The organism is Pseudomonas sp. 37 R 15, assembly GCF_900004865.1.
In the GTDB taxonomy this organism is placed as follows: Bacteria; Pseudomonadota; Gammaproteobacteria; order Pseudomonadales; family Pseudomonadaceae; genus Aquipseudomonas; species Aquipseudomonas fluorescens_AM.
In genome coordinates this window covers 1-18920 of record NZ_CVTV01000049.1, presented here as the reverse complement: position 1 = coordinate 18920, position 18920 = coordinate 1, and the positions used below count along the sequence as shown (strand labels likewise).

Genomic DNA, 18920 nt, shown 5'->3' with positions numbered 1-18920 from the left:
GGAGATTCCCATGTCACTGTTAGAAATCAAGAATCTCAATGTGCGCTTCGGCGACAAGACCGCCGTGCCGGTGGTCGATGGCCTCGACATTTCGGTCGACAAAGGCGAAGTCCTGGCAATCGTTGGCGAGTCGGGCTCGGGTAAATCCGTGACCATGATGGCGCTGATGGGCCTGATCGAGCATCCCGGCATCGTGACGGCCGATGCGCTGAATTTCGACGGCAAGGACATGCTCAAGCTGAGCAACCGCCAGCGCCGCCAGATCGTCGGCAAAGACCTGGCGATGGTGTTCCAGGACCCGATGACCGCGCTGAACCCCAGCTACACCGTGGGTTTCCAGATTGAAGAAGTGCTGCGCCTGCACCTGAAAATGTCTGGCCGGCAAGCGCGCAAACGGGCCATCGAACTGCTGGAAAAAGTTGAAATCCCGGGCGCCGCCAGCCGTATGGATGCCTACCCGCATCAACTCTCCGGCGGTATGAGCCAGCGCGTAGCCATCGCCATGGCGATTGCCGGCGAGCCGAAACTGCTGATCGCCGACGAACCGACCACCGCCCTGGACGTGACCATCCAGGCGCAGATCATGGACCTGCTGCTGGCCCTGCAGAAAGAACAGAACATGGGCCTGGTGCTGATCACCCATGACCTCGCGGTAGTGGCTGAAACCGCCCAGCGCGTATGCGTAATGTATGCGGGCCAGGCCGTGGAAGTTGGCCAGGTGCCGCAACTGTTCGATATCCCGGCGCACCCGTACAGCGAAGCGCTGCTCAAGGCGATTCCGGAACACAGCCTGGGCGCCACGCGGCTGGCCACCCTGCCGGGCATCGTGCCGGGCCGCTATGACCGTCCGCAGGGTTGCCTGCTGTCGCCGCGTTGCCCGTACGTGCAGGAAAACTGCCGCACTCAGCGCCCAAGCCTTGATCCGAAAACCAACAGCCTTGCGCGCTGCTTCTACCCCTTGAACCAGGAGGTGGCGTAATGGCCGTCGTTCTTACCGCCCGCGACCTGACCCGTCACTACGAAGTGTCCCGTGGCCTGTTCAAGGGCCACGCCACGGTGCGTGCCCTTAATGGTGTGTCCTTCGAACTCGAAGCCGGCAAGACCCTCGCCGTAGTGGGCGAATCGGGTTGCGGCAAGTCCACCCTGGCCCGCGCCCTCACGCTGATCGAAGAACCGTCTTCGGGCTCGCTTAAAATCGCTGGCCAGGAAGTCGCCGGTGCCGACAAGGCCCAGCGCAAGCAATTGCGCAAAGACGTGCAGATGGTGTTCCAGAGCCCCTACGCCTCGTTGAACCCACGCCAGAAGGTCGGTGATCAGCTCGGCGAGCCGCTGCTGATCAACACCAACCTGTCCGCCGCCGAACGCCGCGAAAAAGTGCAGGCGATGATGAAGCAAGTGGGCCTGCGCCCCGAGCATTATCAGCGCTACCCGCACATGTTCTCCGGTGGCCAGCGCCAGCGTATCGCCCTGGCCCGGGCGATGATGCTGCAACCCAAGGTGCTGGTGGCGGACGAACCGACCTCGGCGCTGGACGTGTCGATCCAGGCCCAGGTGCTCAACCTGTTCATGGATTTGCAGCAGGAATTCAACACCGCCTACGTGTTCATTTCCCACAACCTGGCGGTGGTGCAGCACGTCGCCGACGACGTGATGGTGATGTACCTCGGCCGCCCGGTGGAAGTGGGCCCCAAGGAAGACATCTACGCCCGTCCCCTGCACCCGTACACCCAGGCGCTGCTGTCGGCCACCCCGACCATTCACCCGGACCCGAACAAGCCGAAGATCAAGATCGTCGGCGAATTGCCCAACCCGCTGAATCCGCCACCTGGCTGCGCGTTCCACAAGCGCTGCCCGTATGCGACGGCGCGCTGCAGCACCGAGGAGCCGCTGTTGCGGCCGTTGGATAATCGGCAGGTGGCTTGCCACTATGCGGAGCAGTTCGTGGCCTGAATCATGTAGGAGCGAGCTTGCTCGCGAAAAACGTCAACAATTACGCGGGCATCTGGTTAATCACAGTGCCCTTGCGTTCTTCGCGAGCAAGCTCGCTCCTACAGGGGTGATGCGGCGTCAGTGAGTTCTACAGCCCTTTCCGTCAGGTTGCGCATCAGCCTGGCGGGAGGGGCTTCTTTTTTTCGGGTTAGCGCGGCGTCTCAGGTTTCGCCGTCGTCGAAGGTCACACTGTCTTCCCCTTCGTTGATCGGGTTTTCCGGATCTTTAACGTCTGTGGGCTGGGGCTGCGGTTTCCAACTGCCGGAATTGACCTCGTTGGCCTTTTTCTTGGTGACGGGGCCGGTGTCCTTCCACTGGGGGGTGCCATCGCCGGCCAGTGCCGGGACGGTTGTCAGCAGTGGGCCTGCCAATAGCATCAGACAAATAACGTATCGAACCTTTCGCACGGTGGACTCCTTCGCAGTCAGTGTGTGAACGCTAGACCCGATGCAGGGTTCTCGCCAATTCCCAGCCTTACAGAGATCAGAATGTGGGAGGGGGCTTGCCCCCGATAGCAGTGGGCCAGGCCGTTACATGTCACTGATACACCGCCATCGGGGGCAAGCCCCCTCCCACAGTTGATTGCATTTCAAATGCCGAAAAAAGGGCGAAGCCATTACAGCTTCGCCCTTCTCTCAACCGCCAAGATCTTAATGGTGCTCACCTTCCATCATCACCTGATTGCCCAATGCTGGAACCAGGCGAGAGAACCTTTCGAGACTATAATACAGTAACGTTCTGCTTCAATATAAAGAACCCTTCGACGCGTCTTGGCGAGCCCTGAACATCCACATGGAGATCAAACTTAAAAAATCCGGATTTCTCTGAGGAATTTATCATTCCAGTCACAGAACCCGACGTAACTTCAGTACGCCCCCCTACTACATAATGATCCACACGGAATCCCTGACCGACAGGAATATCGACACCCCAAAAGTCATACGAGTCGAATGTAAAGGTAAAGCCCGTTTCACGAATACCGTTCTCAGTATCCCGACCTTTGAATATCGGTAGAATCGGTTGCGGCCCCTCTGCAAGATATACGTACTTATACGGCGGGATTACCAGCTCCCCGTTTTCAAAACGATATTCAAAGTATCCAGTGGCATTGTGTATCTGTTCTTCCTCATGACTGACCATGATCCAATCTCCATGCCAGGTAACTGATAGAAAGATCTGTGCGTTCAAATCCCAAACCAAAAACATGCTGTTGAACGTCTACTTATAAGCACTGACGGTAGGCCACACGACCTTGCCTGTTCAAGAAGCAGAACCGTTCTTACATTCTTCTCCTGGTCTATCTAACGGCTGAACACGATAAGAATCTACTGTCAAACTTCACAGTTGACTTATAGGCGCTTACGAAGTCAAAAAAAAACCCTAAAGGTAAAATCTTTAGGGTTTTTAACTAGTTGCTCAAGATGAGAGCCCTGAATCAATGGTGCTCGCGGGTCGCGCGGAATTTCACATCCGGCCAGCGCTCTTCCATCAGCGCCAGGTTGACCCGGGTCGGGGCCAGGTAGGTCAGGTGACCACCGCCATCCACCGCCAGGTTTTCCACGGCCTTGTTGGAAAACTCTTCCAGTTTTTTCTTATCGCTGCACTCGATCCAGCGCGCCGAATACACGGTGATCGGCTCGTAGGAGCATTCAACCTTGTATTCCTCTTTCAAGCGGCTGGCGACCACATCGAACTGCAGCACACCGACGGCGCCGAGGATGATGTCGTTGCTGCGCTCGGGGAAGAACACCTGGGTGGCGCCCTCTTCCGCCAACTGCTGCAAGCCCTGGCGCAGTTGCTTGGATTTGAGCGGGTCGCGCAGGCGTACACGGCGGAACAGTTCCGGAGCGAAGTGCGGGATACCGGTGAAGCCCAGCGCTTCGCCTTCGGTGAAGGTGTCGCCGATCTGGATGGTGCCGTGGTTGTGCAAACCGATGATGTCGCCAGCGTAGGCTTCTTCGAGCTGTTCACGCTCGGAGGAGAAGAACGTCAGGGCGTCGCCGATGCGTACGTCCTTGCCGGTGCGCACGTGGCGCATCTTCATGCCCTTTTCGTAGCGGCCGGAGCAGATACGCATGAAGGCGATACGGTCGCGGTGCTTGGGGTCCATGTTCGCCTGGATCTTGAACACGAAGCCGGTGAATTTCTCTTCGACCGGTTCCACGGTGCGCTCGTTGGCGACACGGGCCAAGGGCTTCGGTGCCCAATTCACCACGGCGTCGAGCACGTGGTCGACGCCGAAGTTGCCCAGGGCGGTGCCGAAGAACACCGGAGTCAACTGACCGTCGAGGAATTCCTGCTGGTTGAATTCATGGCAGGCGCCCTGCACCAGTTCCAGCTGGTCGACGAAGCGGTCGTACTCGTCGCCCAGGTGGGCGCGGGCTTCGTCGGAGTCGAGCTTTTCGATGATTTTCACATCGGTGCGCTCATGCCCGTGGCCGGCGGTGTAGACGATGATGTAGTCATCGGCCAGGTGATACACGCCCTTGAAGTCGCGGTAGCAACCAATCGGCCAGGTGATCGGCGCGGCCTTGATCTTCAGAACGGCTTCGATTTCATCCAGCAGCTCGATGGGATCGCGGATATCGCGGTCGAGTTTGTTGATGAAGCTGACAATCGGTGTGTCGCGCAACCGGCACACGTCCATCAACGCGATGGTGCGTGGCTCGACGCCTTTACCGCCGTCGAGCACCATCAGCGCCGAGTCCACTGCCGTCAGGGTGCGGTAGGTGTCTTCGGAGAAATCTTCGTGGCCCGGGGTATCAAGCAGGTTGACCATGTGGTCGCGATACGGAAACTGCATGACCGAGGTGGTAATGGAAATACCCCGTTGCTTTTCCATTTCCATCCAGTCGGATGTCGCATGGCGGTCGGATTTACGCGATTTCACCGTGCCGGCCACCGCAATTGCCTTGCCCATCAGCAACAGCTTTTCGGTGATGGTGGTTTTACCGGCATCGGGGTGGGAAATAATGGCGAAAGTGCGGCGTTTCGCGACTTCGGCGGCCTGGTGGGTCATGGGAAATCGCCTGGCAGGTGAGTCAAAAAAGGGCGGCGAGTATAGCGCAAACGCGAGGGCACGGACCACCGTTGAGCCCATTGGGGGTGGCTAAATGCTCCCAAGTGTGGAACCTTTTAAAAGGTAGAGACGTCCACTCCCCTGCTTACGCACTCGGAACAGGGGCTGGAAAATCAGCAAGTTAGCCTGACGAGGCTGCGCTTATGGCTCGAACTCATGCCGCTTTTGACGGCATTGGCGAGCTGCATTTCGCGATCACATTTCGCTGACAGCCAGCAATGGCGTGCCACGCGTGAATGTGTTCGTCGACAGAAGAAAAAAGGAGTCCGCCTGTGGCTATTCGCTATGGCAAAGGGCTTATAGGAGCAGCGGTTGTCGTCGCGCTCCTGGCCCTGCTGGTCCATTGGATCGGCATCAACACGATCGAATTGTACCGCGACGATTTATTGTTTTACCTGCAAGCTCATTTGATTCTCGTCCTGGTCTCCATGCTGGCCGCCCTGATTGTGGGGATCCCCGCCGGTATCCTGCTCAGTCGACCGAACATGGTCGGGCGCGCAGAACGCTTCATGCAGATTTTCAACATCGGCAACACCGTCCCTCCCCTGGCCGTACTGGCCATCGCCCTCGGCGTCCTCGGCATCGGCAGCGGCCCGGCCATCTTCGCGTTGTTTCTCGCCTCTCTCCTGCCCATCGTGCGTAACACCTACGAAGGCCTGAAAAATGTGCAGGGCTCACTCAAGGAAGCCGCCACCGGCATCGGCATGACCCCGCGCCAGGTGCTGTTTCGCGTGGAATTGCCCAATGCCGTGCCGATCATCATCGGTGGTGTACGGGTGGCCCTGGCGATCAACGTCGGTACCGCGCCGCTGGCGTTCCTGATCGGTGCCAACAGCCTGGGCAGCCTGATCTTCCCCGGCATTGCCCTGAACAACCAGCCGCAACTGCTGCTCGGCGCCGCCTGCACCGCGCTGCTCGCATTGCTGCTTGATGGTCTGGTGACCATGGCCAGCCGCCTCTGGCTGGAACGCGGGTTACGTCCGTCTTGAGGCTTGGCCACGTTTTAGGCCTGAAACAGGAACTCACATGAAAACACTAAGCTTGATATTAGGCTGCGTCCTGCTGTTTGCAGGTACTGCGCACGCCGCTGAAAAACCGGTGATTCGCATCGGCGCCCGGGTATTCACCGAACAGACCCTGCTGGCCGAAATCACCTCCCAATACCTGCGCACCAAGGGCTACGACGCCCGCGTGACCGGCGGCCTGGGCAGCAACCTGGCGCGCAGCGCCCAGGAAAGCGGGCAACTGGATCTGATCTGGGAATACACCGGCGTGTCGCTGGTGGCTTACAACCACATCGACGAGAAGCTCGACAGCGAACAGTCCTACGCACGGGTCAAGGAACTCGACGCGAAAAAGGGCCTGGTCTGGTTGTCGCCATCGCGCTTCAGCAACACCTACGCTCTGGCGTTGCCGGAGAAGGTTGCTCAGGAACATCCCGAGATCAACAGCATCAGCGATCTCACCCAAGCCATGGCCGCAGACACCAAGGCACACCGCCTGGTCGCCCTGGACACCGAGTTCGCCAACCGCTCCGACGGTCTGGCGGGCATGGTCAAGCTCTACGAGATGAACCTGACGCGCAAGAACACCCGGCAGATGGACGCGGGCCTGGTCTACACCGCGTTGCGTAATGGCCAGGTGTTTGCCGGCCTGGTCTACACCACCGACGGTCGCCTCAACGCGTTCAAGTTGAAGCTGCTCGAAGACGACAAACACTACTTCCCGGACTACACCGCTGCCCCGGTGATCCGCCAGGAATACCTCGACCAGCACCCGCAACTGGCCGCCGAGCTCAAGCCTTTGGCCACGCTGTTCGACGACGAAACCATGCGCCAGCTCAATGCACGGGTCGACGTCGACCATGAAAGCCCGTCCGCCGTTGCCGCCGATTTCCTGCGCCAACATCCAATCAACTAACGAGGAGAAGACATGGAATTTTTGAACGCCTTTTCCCATCTTGATTGGGCCCAGGTCCTGCACCTGACCTGGCAGCACATCACCCTGGTCGGTATCGCTGTGATCCTCGCGATTGTCGTCGGTGTGCCCCTGGGCGTGCTGATGACCCGCTACCCGACACTCGCCGGCCCCTTGCAAGCCAGCGCCACGGTATTGCTCACAGTGCCCTCCATCGCCCTGTTCGGCCTGCTGCTGCCGTTCTACTCCAAGTTCGGCCAGGGCTTGGGGCCGATGCCGGCGATTACCGCCGTGTTCCTCTACTCCCTGCTGCCGATCATGCGTAATACCTACCTGGCGCTCACCGGTGTCGAGCCGGGCATTCGCGAGGCCGCCAAAGGTATCGGCATGACCTTCGGCCAGCGCCTGCGCATGGTCGAACTGCCGATTGCCGTACCGGTGATCCTCGCCGGCGTGCGCACCGCCGTGGTGATGAACATCGGTGTGATGACCATCGCCGCCACCATCGGCGCCGGTGGCCTGGGTGTACTTATTCTGGCTTCCATCAGCCGCAGCGACATGTCGATGCTGATTGTCGGCGCCGTGCTGGTCAGTCTCCTGGCCATCTTCGCCGACCTGCTTCTGCAATGGCTGCAACGCTCGCTGACTCCAAAAGGATTGCTCAAATGATCGAACTTCAAAACCTGTCCAAGACTTTTCAAAGCAACGGCAAGACTGTCACCGCCGTCAACGATGTAAGCCTGACCGTCAACGAAGGCGAAATTTGCGTATTCCTCGGTCCTTCGGGCTGCGGCAAGAGTACGACGCTGAAGATGATCAACCGTCTGATCAAGCCCTCCTCGGGCAAGATCCTGATCAACGGCGAAGACACCACCGACCTGGATGAAGTGACCCTGCGTCGCAACATCGGCTACGTGATCCAGCAGATCGGCCTGTTCCCGAACATGACCATCGAAGAAAACATCGTGGTGGTGCCCAAGCTGCTCGGCTGGGACAAGCAGAAATGCCACGACCGCGCCCGCGAACTGATGAGCATGATCAAGCTCGAACCCAAGCAGTACCTGCACCGCTACCCGCGTGAGTTGTCGGGTGGCCAGCAACAGCGCATCGGTGTGATTCGCGCCCTGGCGGCCGACGCACCGTTGCTGCTGATGGATGAACCGTTCGGCGCGGTCGACCCGATCAACCGCGAGATGATCCAGAACGAGTTCTTCGAAATGCAGCGTGCGCTGAACAAGACCGTGATCATGGTCAGCCACGACATCGACGAGGCCATCAAGCTGGGCGACAAGATTGCGATCTTCCGCGCCGGCAAGCTGCTGCAGATCGACCATCCCGATACGCTGCTGGCGCACCCGGCGGACGAGTTTGTCAGCAACTTCGTCGGCCAGGACAGTACCCTCAAGCGCCTGTTGCTGGTGAAGGCCGAAGACGCGGCGGACAACGCGCCGTCGGTGAGCCCGGAAACGCCGGTGGCCGATGCGCTGGAGCTGATGGATGAGCACGACCGCCGCTATGTGGTGGTCACCTGCGCCGAGAACAAGGCGCTGGGCTATGTACGCCGTCGCGACCTGCACCGTCAGACCGGTACCTGCGGCCAGTACCTGCGCGAGTTCAACGCCACGGCCGCGTATGACGAGCACTTGCGCATCCTGCTGTCGCGCATGTACGAGTTCAACCGTTCATGGTTGCCGGTGATGGATGCCGAGCGGGTGTTCCTGGGTGAGGTGACCCAGGAGTCGATTGCCGAGTACCTGAGTTCCGGCAAGTCCCGTGGCGGCAAGACCAGCATCGTCTCCCCGGCCGAGACCGCCCTGGCCTGACCTGACGCGACACAGGTCAAAATGTGGGAGGGGGCTTGCCCCCGATGAGGGAGGGTCAGTTGATAACTATTTGACTGACCCACCGCTATCGGGGGCAAGCCCCCTCCCACATTTGCCCCACGGTGAGTCAGGGAAATACAGTCGATTTGCCCCATCCGGGGAACATCAATCCGTCACACCGGTCGGTTACATAAGTAGCTGCACGGGGTCGCGCGACGAACGCGTGCAAAAACGCGACATTTTTAGTTGATCCCACGCCCGTCAAGCCCTAAAGTTCGCGCCGAACGTCCATGCTGGAAACGATCCATCCGGCTCAAGTACTGACGACGAGACAGCAAGGCCAAGGGACGCGTATCCCATGGCCTTTTTGCTTTCGGCGACATGCCTTGGGAAGTAGGCGAACCAAAGTGGGGATACGGAGGACGTTCATTTGCGCCCATTGATTAATACAGTTTGCCCTTAGGAGTTCCCAGCATGTCGATCAACGTCGAAGATTATTTCGCGCGCGCCACCTTTGACAAAATGAAGGCGTTCGCCGACAAACAGGAAACCCCGTTCGTGGTGATCGACACCGCGATGATCAGCCAGGCCTACGATGACCTGCGCGCCGGTTTCGAATTCGCCAAGGTGTATTACGCGGTCAAGGCCAACCCGGCCGTCGAGATCATCGACCTGTTGAAAGACAAGGGGTCGAGCTTCGACATCGCCTCGATCTACGAGCTGGACAAGGTCATGGACCGTGGCGTCAGCGCCGACCGTATCAGCTACGGCAACACCATCAAGAAATCCAAAGACATCCGCTACTTCTATGAGAAGGGCGTGCGTCTGTTCTCCACCGACTCCGAAGCCGACCTGCGCAACATCGCCAAGGCCGCGCCGGGCTCGAAAGTCTATGTGCGCATCCTCACCGAAGGCTCGACCACGGCCGATTGGCCTTTGTCGCGCAAGTTCGGCTGCCAGACCGACATGGCCATGGACCTGCTGATCCTCGCCCGCGACCTGGGCCTGGTGCCGTACGGCATCTCGTTCCACGTCGGCTCCCAGCAGCGCGACATCAGCGTGTGGGACGCGGCGATCGCCAAGGTCAAAGTGATCTTCGAGCGCCTGAAAGAAGAAGACGGCATCGAGTTGAAGCTGATCAACATGGGCGGTGGCTTCCCGGCCAACTACATCACCCGCACCAACAGCCTGGAAACCTACGCTGAAGAAATCATCCGCTTCCTCAAGGAAGACTTCGGTGACGACCTGCCGGAAATCATCCTGGAGCCGGGCCGTTCGTTGATCGCCAACGCCGGTATCCTGGTCAGCGAAGTGGTGCTGGTAGCGCGTAAGTCGCGTACCGCCGTCGAGCGTTGGGTATACACGGATGTGGGCAAGTTCTCCGGCCTGATCGAAACCATGGACGAAGCCATCAAGTTCCCGATCTGGACCGAGAAGAAAGGCGAGATGGAAGAAGTGGTCATCGCCGGCCCCACCTGCGACAGCGCCGACATCATGTACGAGAACTACAAGTACGGCCTGCCGCTGAACCTGGCGATTGGCGATCGCTTGTACTGGCTGTCGACCGGTGCCTACACCACCAGCTACAGCGCGGTTGAGTTCAATGGGTTTCCGCCGTTGAAATCGTTCTACGTGTAAGACGGCTGCAACTAAAAAGCCCATGACGTTTCATGGGCTTTTTTGTGCGTGCTCCGCAGTTTCAGCGCCCGGGACAGTGCCTGCACGGTGCGCGCGGCAGCTTGGCGGTTCACCACAGAGAGGAAGTCGTACAATCGAGCCAAGTCGGATAAGGCTTTACTTGTCCACTTCAGCGCCATCAGCGCGGAACCGGTAGCGGCGAGTCCATGCCCAGGCTATCGGCCCAGGCCTGCACTGCCTGGTGATCAATCACACGCCCCCCATCGGCAACTCACGGCATAATGCGCGCCGTGATACCTCTATCCAGCTAAGCGAGGCGCTTTGACGTGTTGAAGAAAACCCTGTTCCAGTTGCATTGGTTCTTCGGCATCACGGCCGGGCTGGTGCTGGCCTTGATGGGGATCACCGGGGCTGCGTACTCGTTCCAGGATGAAATCCTGCGCGCGCTCAACCCCACGGTACTGAACGTGCAGAAACGCGAAGCCGGCGTGCTGCCGCCCGCCGAGCTGGTGCGCAAGCTGGAAGCCGCCGAAGGCAAGCGCGTGGCCATGCTGTGGGTGGAAGACCACAGCGGCAAAGCCGCCCGCGTGTCCTTTACCCCGCCGCCTGGCGAGCAGCGTGGCCCGTTGCGTTACTTCGATCCGTATACCGGCGACTACCTGGGTGACGTCGTCGGCCAGGACGTATTCGGCTTCATCCTGCAGCTGCACCGCTTCCTCGCCATCGGCGAAACAGGCCGTAACATCACCGGCGCCTGCACCCTGATCCTGCTGTTTTTCTGCCTTTCCGGCCTGTACCTGCGCTGGCCGCGCCAGGTCAGGAACTGGCGTGTGTGGCTGACCCTGGACTGGCGTAAAAAGGGCCGCAGCTTCAATTGGGATTTGCACTCGGTGTTCGGCACCTGGTGCCTGCTGTTTTATCTGCTGGCAGCGCTGACCGGGCTGTTTTGGTCCTACGACTGGTACAGCCGTGGCGTGACCCAACTGCTGTCCGATGCGCCGCAGAACGAGCGCCTGCGCAAGCGCGGCCCGCCGCCCGCAGGCCCTGCGCCGGTGGCCAACTACGAGACCAACTACGAGGCCATCTGGAGCAGCATCTACAGCAACGCCGGCCCTGGCTTGAGCGCCTACAACATCCGCCTGCCAGCCGTCGCCGGGCAACCGGCCACCGTGTATTACCTGCTTGACAGCTCGCCCCATGACCGTGCGCTGAACCAGATCAACCTCGACCCGGTCACCGGCGAGGTCACGTCCCATGAGCGTTACGCCAGCAAGAGCCTCAAGGCGCAGTTGCTGACCAGTGTCTATGCGCTGCACACCGGCAGTTATTTCGGGCTGGTCGGGCGAATTGTGCTCACGGTGAGCGCGCTGCTCATGCCCTTGTTCTTTATCACCGGCTGGCTGCTGTACCTGGACCGTCGCCGCAAAAAACGCCAGGTGCGTGACGCGCGCAAAGGCCTGGTGGACAGCCACAGCGACGCACCGGCCTGGTTGATCGGCTTTGCCAGCCAGAGCGGCTTTGCCGAACAGTTGGCCTGGCAGACCGCCGGGCAATTGCAGGCTGCAGGGCTTGGGGTGAAGGTGCAACCCCTGGGCAGCGTCAGCCGCGATGACCTCAGCCGGGCGCAACAGGCGTTGTTCGTGGTCAGTACGTTCGGCGACGGCGAAGCGCCCGACAGCGCCCGTGGCTTTGAGCGCAGCGTGCTCGGCCAGGATCTGTCCCTCAAAGGCTTGAACTACTCGGTGCTGGCCCTGGGCGACCGCCAGTACGCGCACTTTTGCGGCTTTGCCCGACGCCTGAATTTCTGGCTGACCCATCAGGGCGGTAACCCGCTGTTTGCGCCGGTGGAAGTCGACAGCGGCGACACAGAGGCCTTGCTGACCTGGCAACAACAGCTCGGCCAGCTCACCGGACACGCGCCGGCGGCGGCCTGGCAGACGGCCCAGTTTGAACACTGGACCTTGAGTCAACGCACCCTGCTCAACCCTGACAGCGTCGGTGCCCCCGTGTACCTGTTGGGCCTCACGCCGCCCTCGCCCAGCGGTTGGCTGGCCGGTGACCTGGTGGAAATCCTGCCGCGCAATTGCCCGTGGGCCATCGCACATTTCCTTGACGGCTTGGGGTTGATCGGCAGTGACGGTGTGGTGATCGACGGCGTAGCGCATACCCTCGATCAAGCCCTGGCCACGCGCCAGTTGCCGCACAACCGCACCCACCTGGTCGGCCTGCATGCCCAGGCACTGGTGGATGCGCTGGTGCCGCTGGGCATGCGCGAATACTCGATCGCCTCGATCGCCAGTGATGGCGTGCTGGAGCTGATCGTGCGCCAGGAGCGTCATCCGGACGGCAGCCTGGGCCTGGGCTCCGGTTGGCTGACTGAACACGCCGTCATCGGCTCGGGCATCAGCCTGCGCCTGCGCCGCAACAGCGGCTTCCATCTGCCCGATGCGCCAGTGCCGCTGATCCTGCTGGGCAACGGCACCGGGCTCGCCGGCCTGCGCAGCCTGCTCAAGGCGCGCATTGCCGACGGCCGGCAGCGTAACTGGCTGCTGTTCGGCGAACGCCATATCGCCCACGACTACCTGTGCCGGGAAGAACTGCAAGGCTGGCTGGCCAGTGGTGACCTGGCCCTGCTGGACCTGGCGTTCTCGCGGGATCAGGCGGAAAAAATCTACGTGCAGGATCGCCTGCGTGAGTCCGCCGATGTGCTGCGCAAATGGCTGGCCGATGGCGCGGCAATTTATGTATGCGGCAGTTTGCAGGGCATGGCCACGGGTGTGGACCAGGCGTTGGTGGACATCCTCGGCAGTGAAGCAGTGGAGCGCCTGATCGAACAAGGCCGCTATCGCCGGGATGTGTACTGATCCCTTACCGACACTGAAGACCAAATGTGGGAGGGGGCTTGCCCCCGATAGCGGTCTGACAGTCATTGATCAATGACTGACCCACCGCCATCGGGGGCAAGCCCCTCCCACAGTTTTAACCGCGTTCCAGGTCAAGCGGGCTGCAGTTTTTGCTCGAACACCGAGATGCCATCCAGATCGCGCAAAATAACGGTCAACTCCGCCGTCTGCCCATCAATCTGCACCTCGCCGAAAAACTGAAACCCGGCAAACGGCGAGGTGTTCTGCGCCGGCGGTGCCTTCTCGAACACCACCTCGGGTCCGAAGGTCTTGTCCAACGGATTGGGCCCGAAGCTCCCCGCATTCAACGGCCCCGCGACGAACTCCCAGAACGGTTCGAAATCCTGGAACGCCGCCCGGTCCGGGTGATAGTGATGCGCCGCGCAGTAGTGCACGTCAGCGGTCAGCCATACGTGGTTGCGCACCTTGTGTGCGCGCAGGAACCCCAGCAGTTCGGCAATTTCCAGCTCACGCCCCTGGGCCGGGCCGGGATCGCCGTTGGCAATCGCTTCCCAGCGTGGCACGCCGGGGCTGACTTCACCGTCGGGCACGCCCAGGCCGATAGGCATGTCGGCTGCGACCACTTTCCACTGCGCCCGGGACGCCTTGAGTTCGCGCTTGAGCCAGTCCAGTTGCTCGCGGCCGAGGAAAGGCTTTTCGCCGCCCAGGTTGTCGTCGTTCGGGCCGCGATAACTGCGCATGTCCAGCACGAACACGTCCAGCAGCGGACCATAACCGAGCTTGCGATAAATCCGCCCGCCCGCGTCGGCGCTTTGCCGGCGCATCGGTGAATATTCCAGCCAGGCCTGGCGCGCACGGCCGACCAGGGTGTTGATGTCGCGAGTCTGGTAGCGCTCATCCAACTGTTTACTCGACGACCAGTTGTTGATCACTTCGTGGTCGTCCCACTGCCAGATCTGCGGCACCTCGGCATTGAAGCGGCGCACGTTTTCATCCAACAGGTTGTAGCGGTAATTGCCGCGGTATTCATCCAGGGTTTCGGCGACTTTGCTCTTGGCTTCGGTGGTGATGTTGCGCCAGATGCGGCCACCTTCGGTGGCCAGTTGCGCCGGTACCGGGCCGTCGGCGTAGATGGTGTCGCCACTGTGGATAAAAAAGTCCGGCAGGCGCAAGCGCATGGCTTCATAGATGCGCATGCCGCCGATGTCCGGGTTGATGCCGAAGCCTTGCCCGACGGTGTCGCCACTCCACACAAAACGGATGTCGCGCCGCTGTTGCGGCACGCTGCGCAGGTGGCCGAACCACGGCTCGCTGGCGATGCCGGTCTGGGCGTCTTCGAAATGCACGCGGTAGAAAATCGCCTGGTCGGCGGGCAACCCGGTGAGTTCGACGCGGGCGGTAAAATCGCTGCGGTTATCGGCCAGCGGCGAGACGAGTCGGCGTGGGTTGCTGAACACACTGCGGGTGTCCCACTCCACCACCATCCGCGCCGGGCGGTCGCTGCGGCTCCAGATCATTGCGCGGTCACCGAGCACATCGCCTGATTGCACACCGTCGGTGAGCAGCGGGCGGTCCTTGACCGACGCAATCACCGCCGGCGCCAGGCCCGGCAGCAGCAGGCCGGCACCGACAGCTTGCATCACGCGGCGACGGCCGAGATCGAAGTGGCTCATGCGAGTGCCCTCTTGAGTATCAAAAGGGCCACTTAAGCATGGCCGGATGAAGCAGATATGACACCGCCCTCACAGACACTGAGGATCAAATGTGGGAGGGGGCTTGCCCCCGATGGCAGTGTGTCAGGCACCAGATGTACTGGCTGACACACCGCTATCGGGGGCAAGCCCCCTCCCACATTTTTTTACCGCATCAGGCAGTGACGGCCAACTCCGCCGCTTCCGGCCGCTTGATCAGCGCATACACCACACCGGTCAGCACACTGCCGGCTACAATCGCCAGCAGATACAGCAGCGCATGATTCATCGCATTCGGAATCACCAGCACAAACAACCCGCCGTGAGGCGCGGCCAGTTTGCAGCCGAAGTACATCGACAGTGCCCCCGTCAGCGCACCACCGGCAATGCTGGCCGGGATGACCCGCAGCGGGTCCTTGGCCGCAAACGGAATGGCGCCTTCGGAGATAAAGCACAGGCCGAGAATCATCGCGGCCTTGCCGGCTTCGCGTTCAGTCTGGGCGAACTTGCGCCGGGCCAGGAACGTCGCGATGCCCATGCCAATCGGCGGCACCATGCCGGCGGCCATGGTCGCAGCCATCGGCGCCCCGCTTGACGCCGCCAGCAGGCCGACGGAAAACGCATACGCCGCCTTGTTGATCGGGCCGCCCAGGTCGACGCACATCATGCCGCCCAACAGGATGCCCAACAGCACCGCGTTGGTGGTGCCCATGGTGCTGAGGAAATCCGTCAGCCCGGTCAGCAAGCGGGCCACCGGTGGGCCGACCAGATAGATCATGGCAAGGCCGGTGAACAAACTGGCCAGCAACGGGATGATCAGGATCGGCTTGAGCGCCTCCAGGCTTTGCGGCAAGCGCACCGCCCGCGAGATCAGCTTGACGCTGTAGCCGGCCAGGAAACCGGCGAAGATCCCGCCAATGAACCCGGCACCCAGCGTGCCCGCCAGCAGGCCGCCGATCATGCCCGGCGCGAGGCCGGGACGATCGGCAATCGAGTAGGCGATGTAGCCCGCGAGCAACGGCACCATCAGCATGAACGCCTGGTCGCCGACGGTTTTCAGCGCCGCCGCCAGGGTGCCTTTTTCCTCGAAGGCATGGATGCCGAACACAAAGGACAACGCAATCAACAAACCGCCCGCCACCACCATCGGCAGCATGAACGACACCCCGGTGAGCAGGTGTTTGTACACGCCGGTTTTCTCCGACTTGGCCACTGCGCCGCTGCCGGCGCTTTCCACCGCGCCTTCGGCCAGCGCCTTGTTGAGGGTGGCTTCCGATTGCTTGAGGGCAATGCCGGTGCCGCAGCGGTAGATTTTCTTGCCGGCAAAGCGCTCGGTGGCGACTTCGATATCCGCCGCCAGCAGCACCACGTCGGCATCGGCGATGGCCTGCGGACTCAGCGGCGTGCGCGCACCGACCGAGCCCTGGGTCTCGACCTGCAAGTCGTAGCCCAGGCGCTTGGCGGTCTGCTGCAAGGCCTCGGCGGCCATGAATGTATGGGCAACGCCGGTCGGGCAAGCGGTAATCGCGACTATGCGCGGGGCCTTCCCAGCCGGCGCCTCGGTCGCCACATACACCTGCGCCTCCTCGGCGCCCCGACGCAACACCGCGTCGACATCCGCCAGCGCCTGGGCCGGCGTGCTCTGGAACACCCGTTTGCCGACAAAGCGGTGCATATCCACCGGCGTGCTGCTGACCAGCAACACCCATTCGGCGTCATCGAGGGTCGCCTGGGACAACTGGCTGTCCGGGCGTTGCACGTCCACCACTTCGACACTGGTGCTCCAGCCCTGGCGCTGTGCGGCGGCGTCCAGCAAGCGCGCGCACAGCACACTGGTGACCATGCCGTTCGGGCAGGCGGTAACAATGGCTAACTTCATCACAAACCCTCTTATTGTTCTGTCAGCGTGCGCACATCGACGCCGCTTTCGAGGCGCGCCAACTGCGCGTCATCGCTGATGCCGAAACCGATTTGCGTCACCGCCATCGCGGCAATTGCCGTGGCGCGGCGCAGGGTCTGCTCGGGCGCTTCGTCGCGCAGCAGGCCGTGGAGCATGCCCGCCAGCAGCGAGTCGCCGGCGCCTACGGTGCTGGCAACCGTCACCTTGGGCGGCGTGGCCTGCACGGTCGCACCCGAGCTGTACCAGCTCACGCCGGCGGCACCGTCCGAGACCACCACGTGTTCCACACCCTGTTGATGCAACTGGCGGATGGCATCCGTGGCGTTATCCAAAGCCTGGGCAAGCTCTTCAGTATTGGGCTTGACCATCCAGGGGCCTGCCTTCAAGCCGGCGCGCAAGGCTTCGCCGCTGGTGTCCAGGGCCACTTTCAAACCGAGGTTTTTCAATTGCTCGATCAGGGCCTGAAACCATTGCGGGCTCACGCCACGCGGCAAGCTGCCGGCGACCACCACCGCATCGAATTCGGGGCCGACGAGCGTGATCATCTTGAGCAGTTCTTCCTGCGCCTGCGCGCTCACCAACGGCCCCGGAGCATTGATGTCGGTGACCCGGCCATCCTGCTCGGCAATCTTGATATTGCTGCGGGTTTCGCCCGGCACGCGGATGAACGAATCGCCAAACCCACGGCTGGCGATCAGCGCCTCGAACGCCTGGGGATTATCCGCGCCGAGAAAGCCGCCCACACTGACCTCGTGGCCGAGGTCCGCCAGCACCTGCGCCACGTTCACGCCCTTGCCGGCGGCATGGGTGATGAGCGTTTCGCTGCGGTTGACTGCACCGGGTTCCAGGCGCGCCAGGCGTACCGTGAGGTCCAACGCCGGATTCAGCGTCAGGGTCAAAATCCTTGCCATTTACACGGCCTCCACTAGAGCACGTACTTCGGCGGGCGAACCCACCGCGAGTGCCTGTTGCGCCAGGCCCTGGGCCTGGCTCAGGCTGAATTCACGCACCCGCGCCTTCACTTCGGGGATGCTGCGCGCCGACACGCTCAACTCGTCCACACCCAAGCCAATCAGCACCGGCACCGCCAGCGGGTCCGCCGCCAGCTCACCGCACACGCCGACCCATTTGCCATGGGCATGGGCGGCACGCACGGTGATGTCGATCAGTTGCAGCACGGCCGGGTGCAGACCATCGGCCTGGGCCGACAGCGTCGGGTGCCCACGGTCGATGGCCAGGGTGTATTGGGTCAGGTCGTTGGTGCCGACGCTGAAAAAGTCGACTTCCCGGGCGAGTACCGGCGCCAGCAGCGCGGCCGAAGGCACTTCGATCATGATCCCCAGTTGCAGGTCGGCCACCGGGATTTCCAGGCGCAGACGCTCGGTCATGTCGCGGGCGGCGCGCCATTCATCCACGCTGCCGACCATGGGGAACATGATGCGCAACGGCCGGCTGTCTGCCGAACGCAACAGCGCGCGCAGTTGCGCTTCCATGATCTGCGGGCGTTGCAGGGTCAGGCGAATGCCGCGCACACCGAGGAACGGGTTTTCTTCCTCGGCAATCGGCCAGTACGGCAGCGGTTTATCGCCGCCCACGTCGAGGGTGCGCACCACCAGCGGGCGCCCGTCGAGGCCGTCGAGTACGCGCCGGTATTCGGCTTCCTGGGTGGCTTCGTCCGGGGCTTGGGGGTGGGCCATGAAAATCAGCTCGGTGCGTAACAGGCCGATACCCTCGGCGCCCTGCTCCACCGCCGCGGCCACTCCGGCGCTTTCGCCGATATTGGCGAACACTTCCACCGCGTGGCCGTCGCGGGTCAGCGCCGGTTCATGGCGTTGCGCAGAGGCGGCTTGCAGGCGTTGCTCGCGAGTGTCGCGCTCAACGGTCGCGCGTTGCAGGGTGGCGGCATCGGGGTCGACGTGCAGGCGGCCGCGCTGGCCATCGAGCAACAAGGGTGTACCGGCGCTCAACAGCAATACCGCCGCGCCGGCCCCGACCAGCGCGGGAATGCCAAGCGCGCGG

Annotated in this window: 15 protein-coding genes and 2 pseudogenes; 8 read left to right on the top strand and 9 right to left on the bottom strand. The window is 61.7% G+C overall.

Annotated elements, in window-relative coordinates; all coding sequences use genetic code 11:
• The first annotated feature begins 10 nt into the window (after positions 1–10).
• On the top strand, positions 11–979 hold the full coding sequence (locus BFQ04_RS15480) for an ABC transporter ATP-binding protein (RefSeq protein ID WP_065951577.1): 969 nt from the start codon (positions 11–13) through the stop codon (positions 977–979).
• Positions 979–1950 carry a peptide ABC transporter ATP-binding protein gene (locus BFQ04_RS15475; RefSeq protein WP_057724522.1) on the top strand — a complete coding sequence of 324 codons (972 nt, stop codon included), beginning with the start codon at positions 979–981 and terminating at the stop codon, positions 1948–1950. The genes BFQ04_RS15480 and BFQ04_RS15475 overlap by 1 nt, the downstream gene beginning before the upstream one ends.
• A 200-nt stretch (positions 1951–2150) precedes the next feature.
• Here the strand turns inward: BFQ04_RS15475 and BFQ04_RS15470 are convergent, their stop codons facing one another.
• The 3 genes from BFQ04_RS15470 to BFQ04_RS15460 form a co-directional block, all read right to left on the bottom strand.
• Entirely contained in the window at positions 2151–2396 is a 246-nt protein-coding gene (locus tag BFQ04_RS15470) for a hypothetical protein (RefSeq protein ID WP_083217995.1), read from the bottom strand.
• A 313-nt stretch (positions 2397–2709) separates the two neighbouring features.
• On the bottom strand, positions 2710–3129 hold the full coding sequence (locus BFQ04_RS15465; RefSeq protein ID WP_065951575.1) for a hypothetical protein: 420 nt from the start codon (positions 3127–3129) through the stop codon (positions 2710–2712).
• A gap of 295 nt (positions 3130–3424) precedes the next feature.
• Complete coding sequence (locus tag BFQ04_RS15460; RefSeq protein ID WP_065883636.1) at positions 3425–5008, bottom strand: peptide chain release factor 3; 1584 nt, start codon at positions 5006–5008, stop codon at positions 3425–3427.
• Between the two features lie 296 nt (positions 5009–5304).
• Between BFQ04_RS15460 and BFQ04_RS15455 the strand changes: the two genes are divergently transcribed.
• From BFQ04_RS15455 to BFQ04_RS15435, 5 genes are all read left to right on the top strand, one after another.
• Positions 5305–6057, top strand: a complete 753-nt coding sequence (locus BFQ04_RS15455; RefSeq protein ID WP_371914509.1) for an ABC transporter permease — start codon at positions 5305–5307, stop codon at positions 6055–6057.
• 37 nt (positions 6058–6094) lie between these two features.
• Positions 6095–6988, top strand: coding sequence for a glycine betaine ABC transporter substrate-binding protein (locus BFQ04_RS15450; RefSeq protein WP_065951574.1), 894 nt, complete (start codon positions 6095–6097; stop codon positions 6986–6988).
• 12 nt (positions 6989–7000) lie between these two features.
• Entirely contained in the window at positions 7001–7654 is a 654-nt protein-coding gene (locus BFQ04_RS15445; RefSeq protein WP_057726112.1) for an ABC transporter permease, read from the top strand.
• Positions 7651–8808, top strand: coding sequence for an osmoprotectant ABC transporter ATP-binding protein OsmV (locus BFQ04_RS15440; protein ID WP_005784718.1), 1158 nt, complete (start codon positions 7651–7653; stop codon positions 8806–8808). The genes BFQ04_RS15445 and BFQ04_RS15440 overlap by 4 nt, the downstream gene beginning before the upstream one ends.
• A 474-nt stretch (positions 8809–9282) precedes the next feature.
• Positions 9283–10446, top strand: coding sequence for a type III PLP-dependent enzyme (locus tag BFQ04_RS15435; RefSeq protein WP_003188470.1), 1164 nt, complete (start codon positions 9283–9285; stop codon positions 10444–10446).
• Between the two features lie 65 nt (positions 10447–10511).
• Here BFQ04_RS15435 and BFQ04_RS28665 read toward each other — a convergent pair.
• Both BFQ04_RS28665 and BFQ04_RS29845 read right to left on the bottom strand, forming a co-directional pair.
• A pseudogene (locus BFQ04_RS28665) lies at positions 10512–10625 on the bottom strand (type II toxin-antitoxin system RelE/ParE family toxin); the annotation flags it as partial.
• Positions 10625–10711: pseudogene (locus BFQ04_RS29845) on the bottom strand (CopG family transcriptional regulator); the annotation flags it as partial. The pseudogenes BFQ04_RS28665 and BFQ04_RS29845, both read right to left, overlap by 1 nt.
• 61 nt (positions 10712–10772) lie before the next feature.
• On the opposite strand from BFQ04_RS29845, the gene BFQ04_RS15430 reads away from it, so the two are divergent.
• The gene (locus BFQ04_RS15430; RefSeq protein WP_065951573.1) at positions 10773–13310 is read left to right on the top strand and encodes a PepSY domain-containing protein; all 2538 of its coding nucleotides are present in this window, start codon (positions 10773–10775) and stop codon (positions 13308–13310) included.
• Positions 13311–13441: 131 nt separating this feature from the next.
• Here BFQ04_RS15430 and BFQ04_RS15425 read toward each other — a convergent pair whose 3' ends face one another.
• From BFQ04_RS15425 to ptsP, 4 genes are all read right to left on the bottom strand, one after another.
• Positions 13442–14983, bottom strand: coding sequence for an alkaline phosphatase D family protein (locus BFQ04_RS15425; RefSeq protein ID WP_065951572.1), 1542 nt, complete (start codon positions 14981–14983; stop codon positions 13442–13444).
• 193 nt (positions 14984–15176) lie between these two features.
• On the bottom strand, positions 15177–16880 hold the full coding sequence (locus BFQ04_RS15420; RefSeq protein WP_065951571.1) for a PTS fructose-like transporter subunit IIB: 1704 nt from the start codon (positions 16878–16880) through the stop codon (positions 15177–15179).
• A gap of 11 nt (positions 16881–16891) precedes the next feature.
• Positions 16892–17812, bottom strand: coding sequence for a 1-phosphofructokinase (gene pfkB, locus BFQ04_RS15415; RefSeq protein ID WP_065951570.1), 921 nt, complete (start codon positions 17810–17812; stop codon positions 16892–16894).
• A partial coding sequence (gene ptsP / locus BFQ04_RS15410; RefSeq protein ID WP_065951569.1) for a phosphoenolpyruvate--protein phosphotransferase occupies positions 17813–18920 on the bottom strand: 1108 nt, incomplete at its 5' end.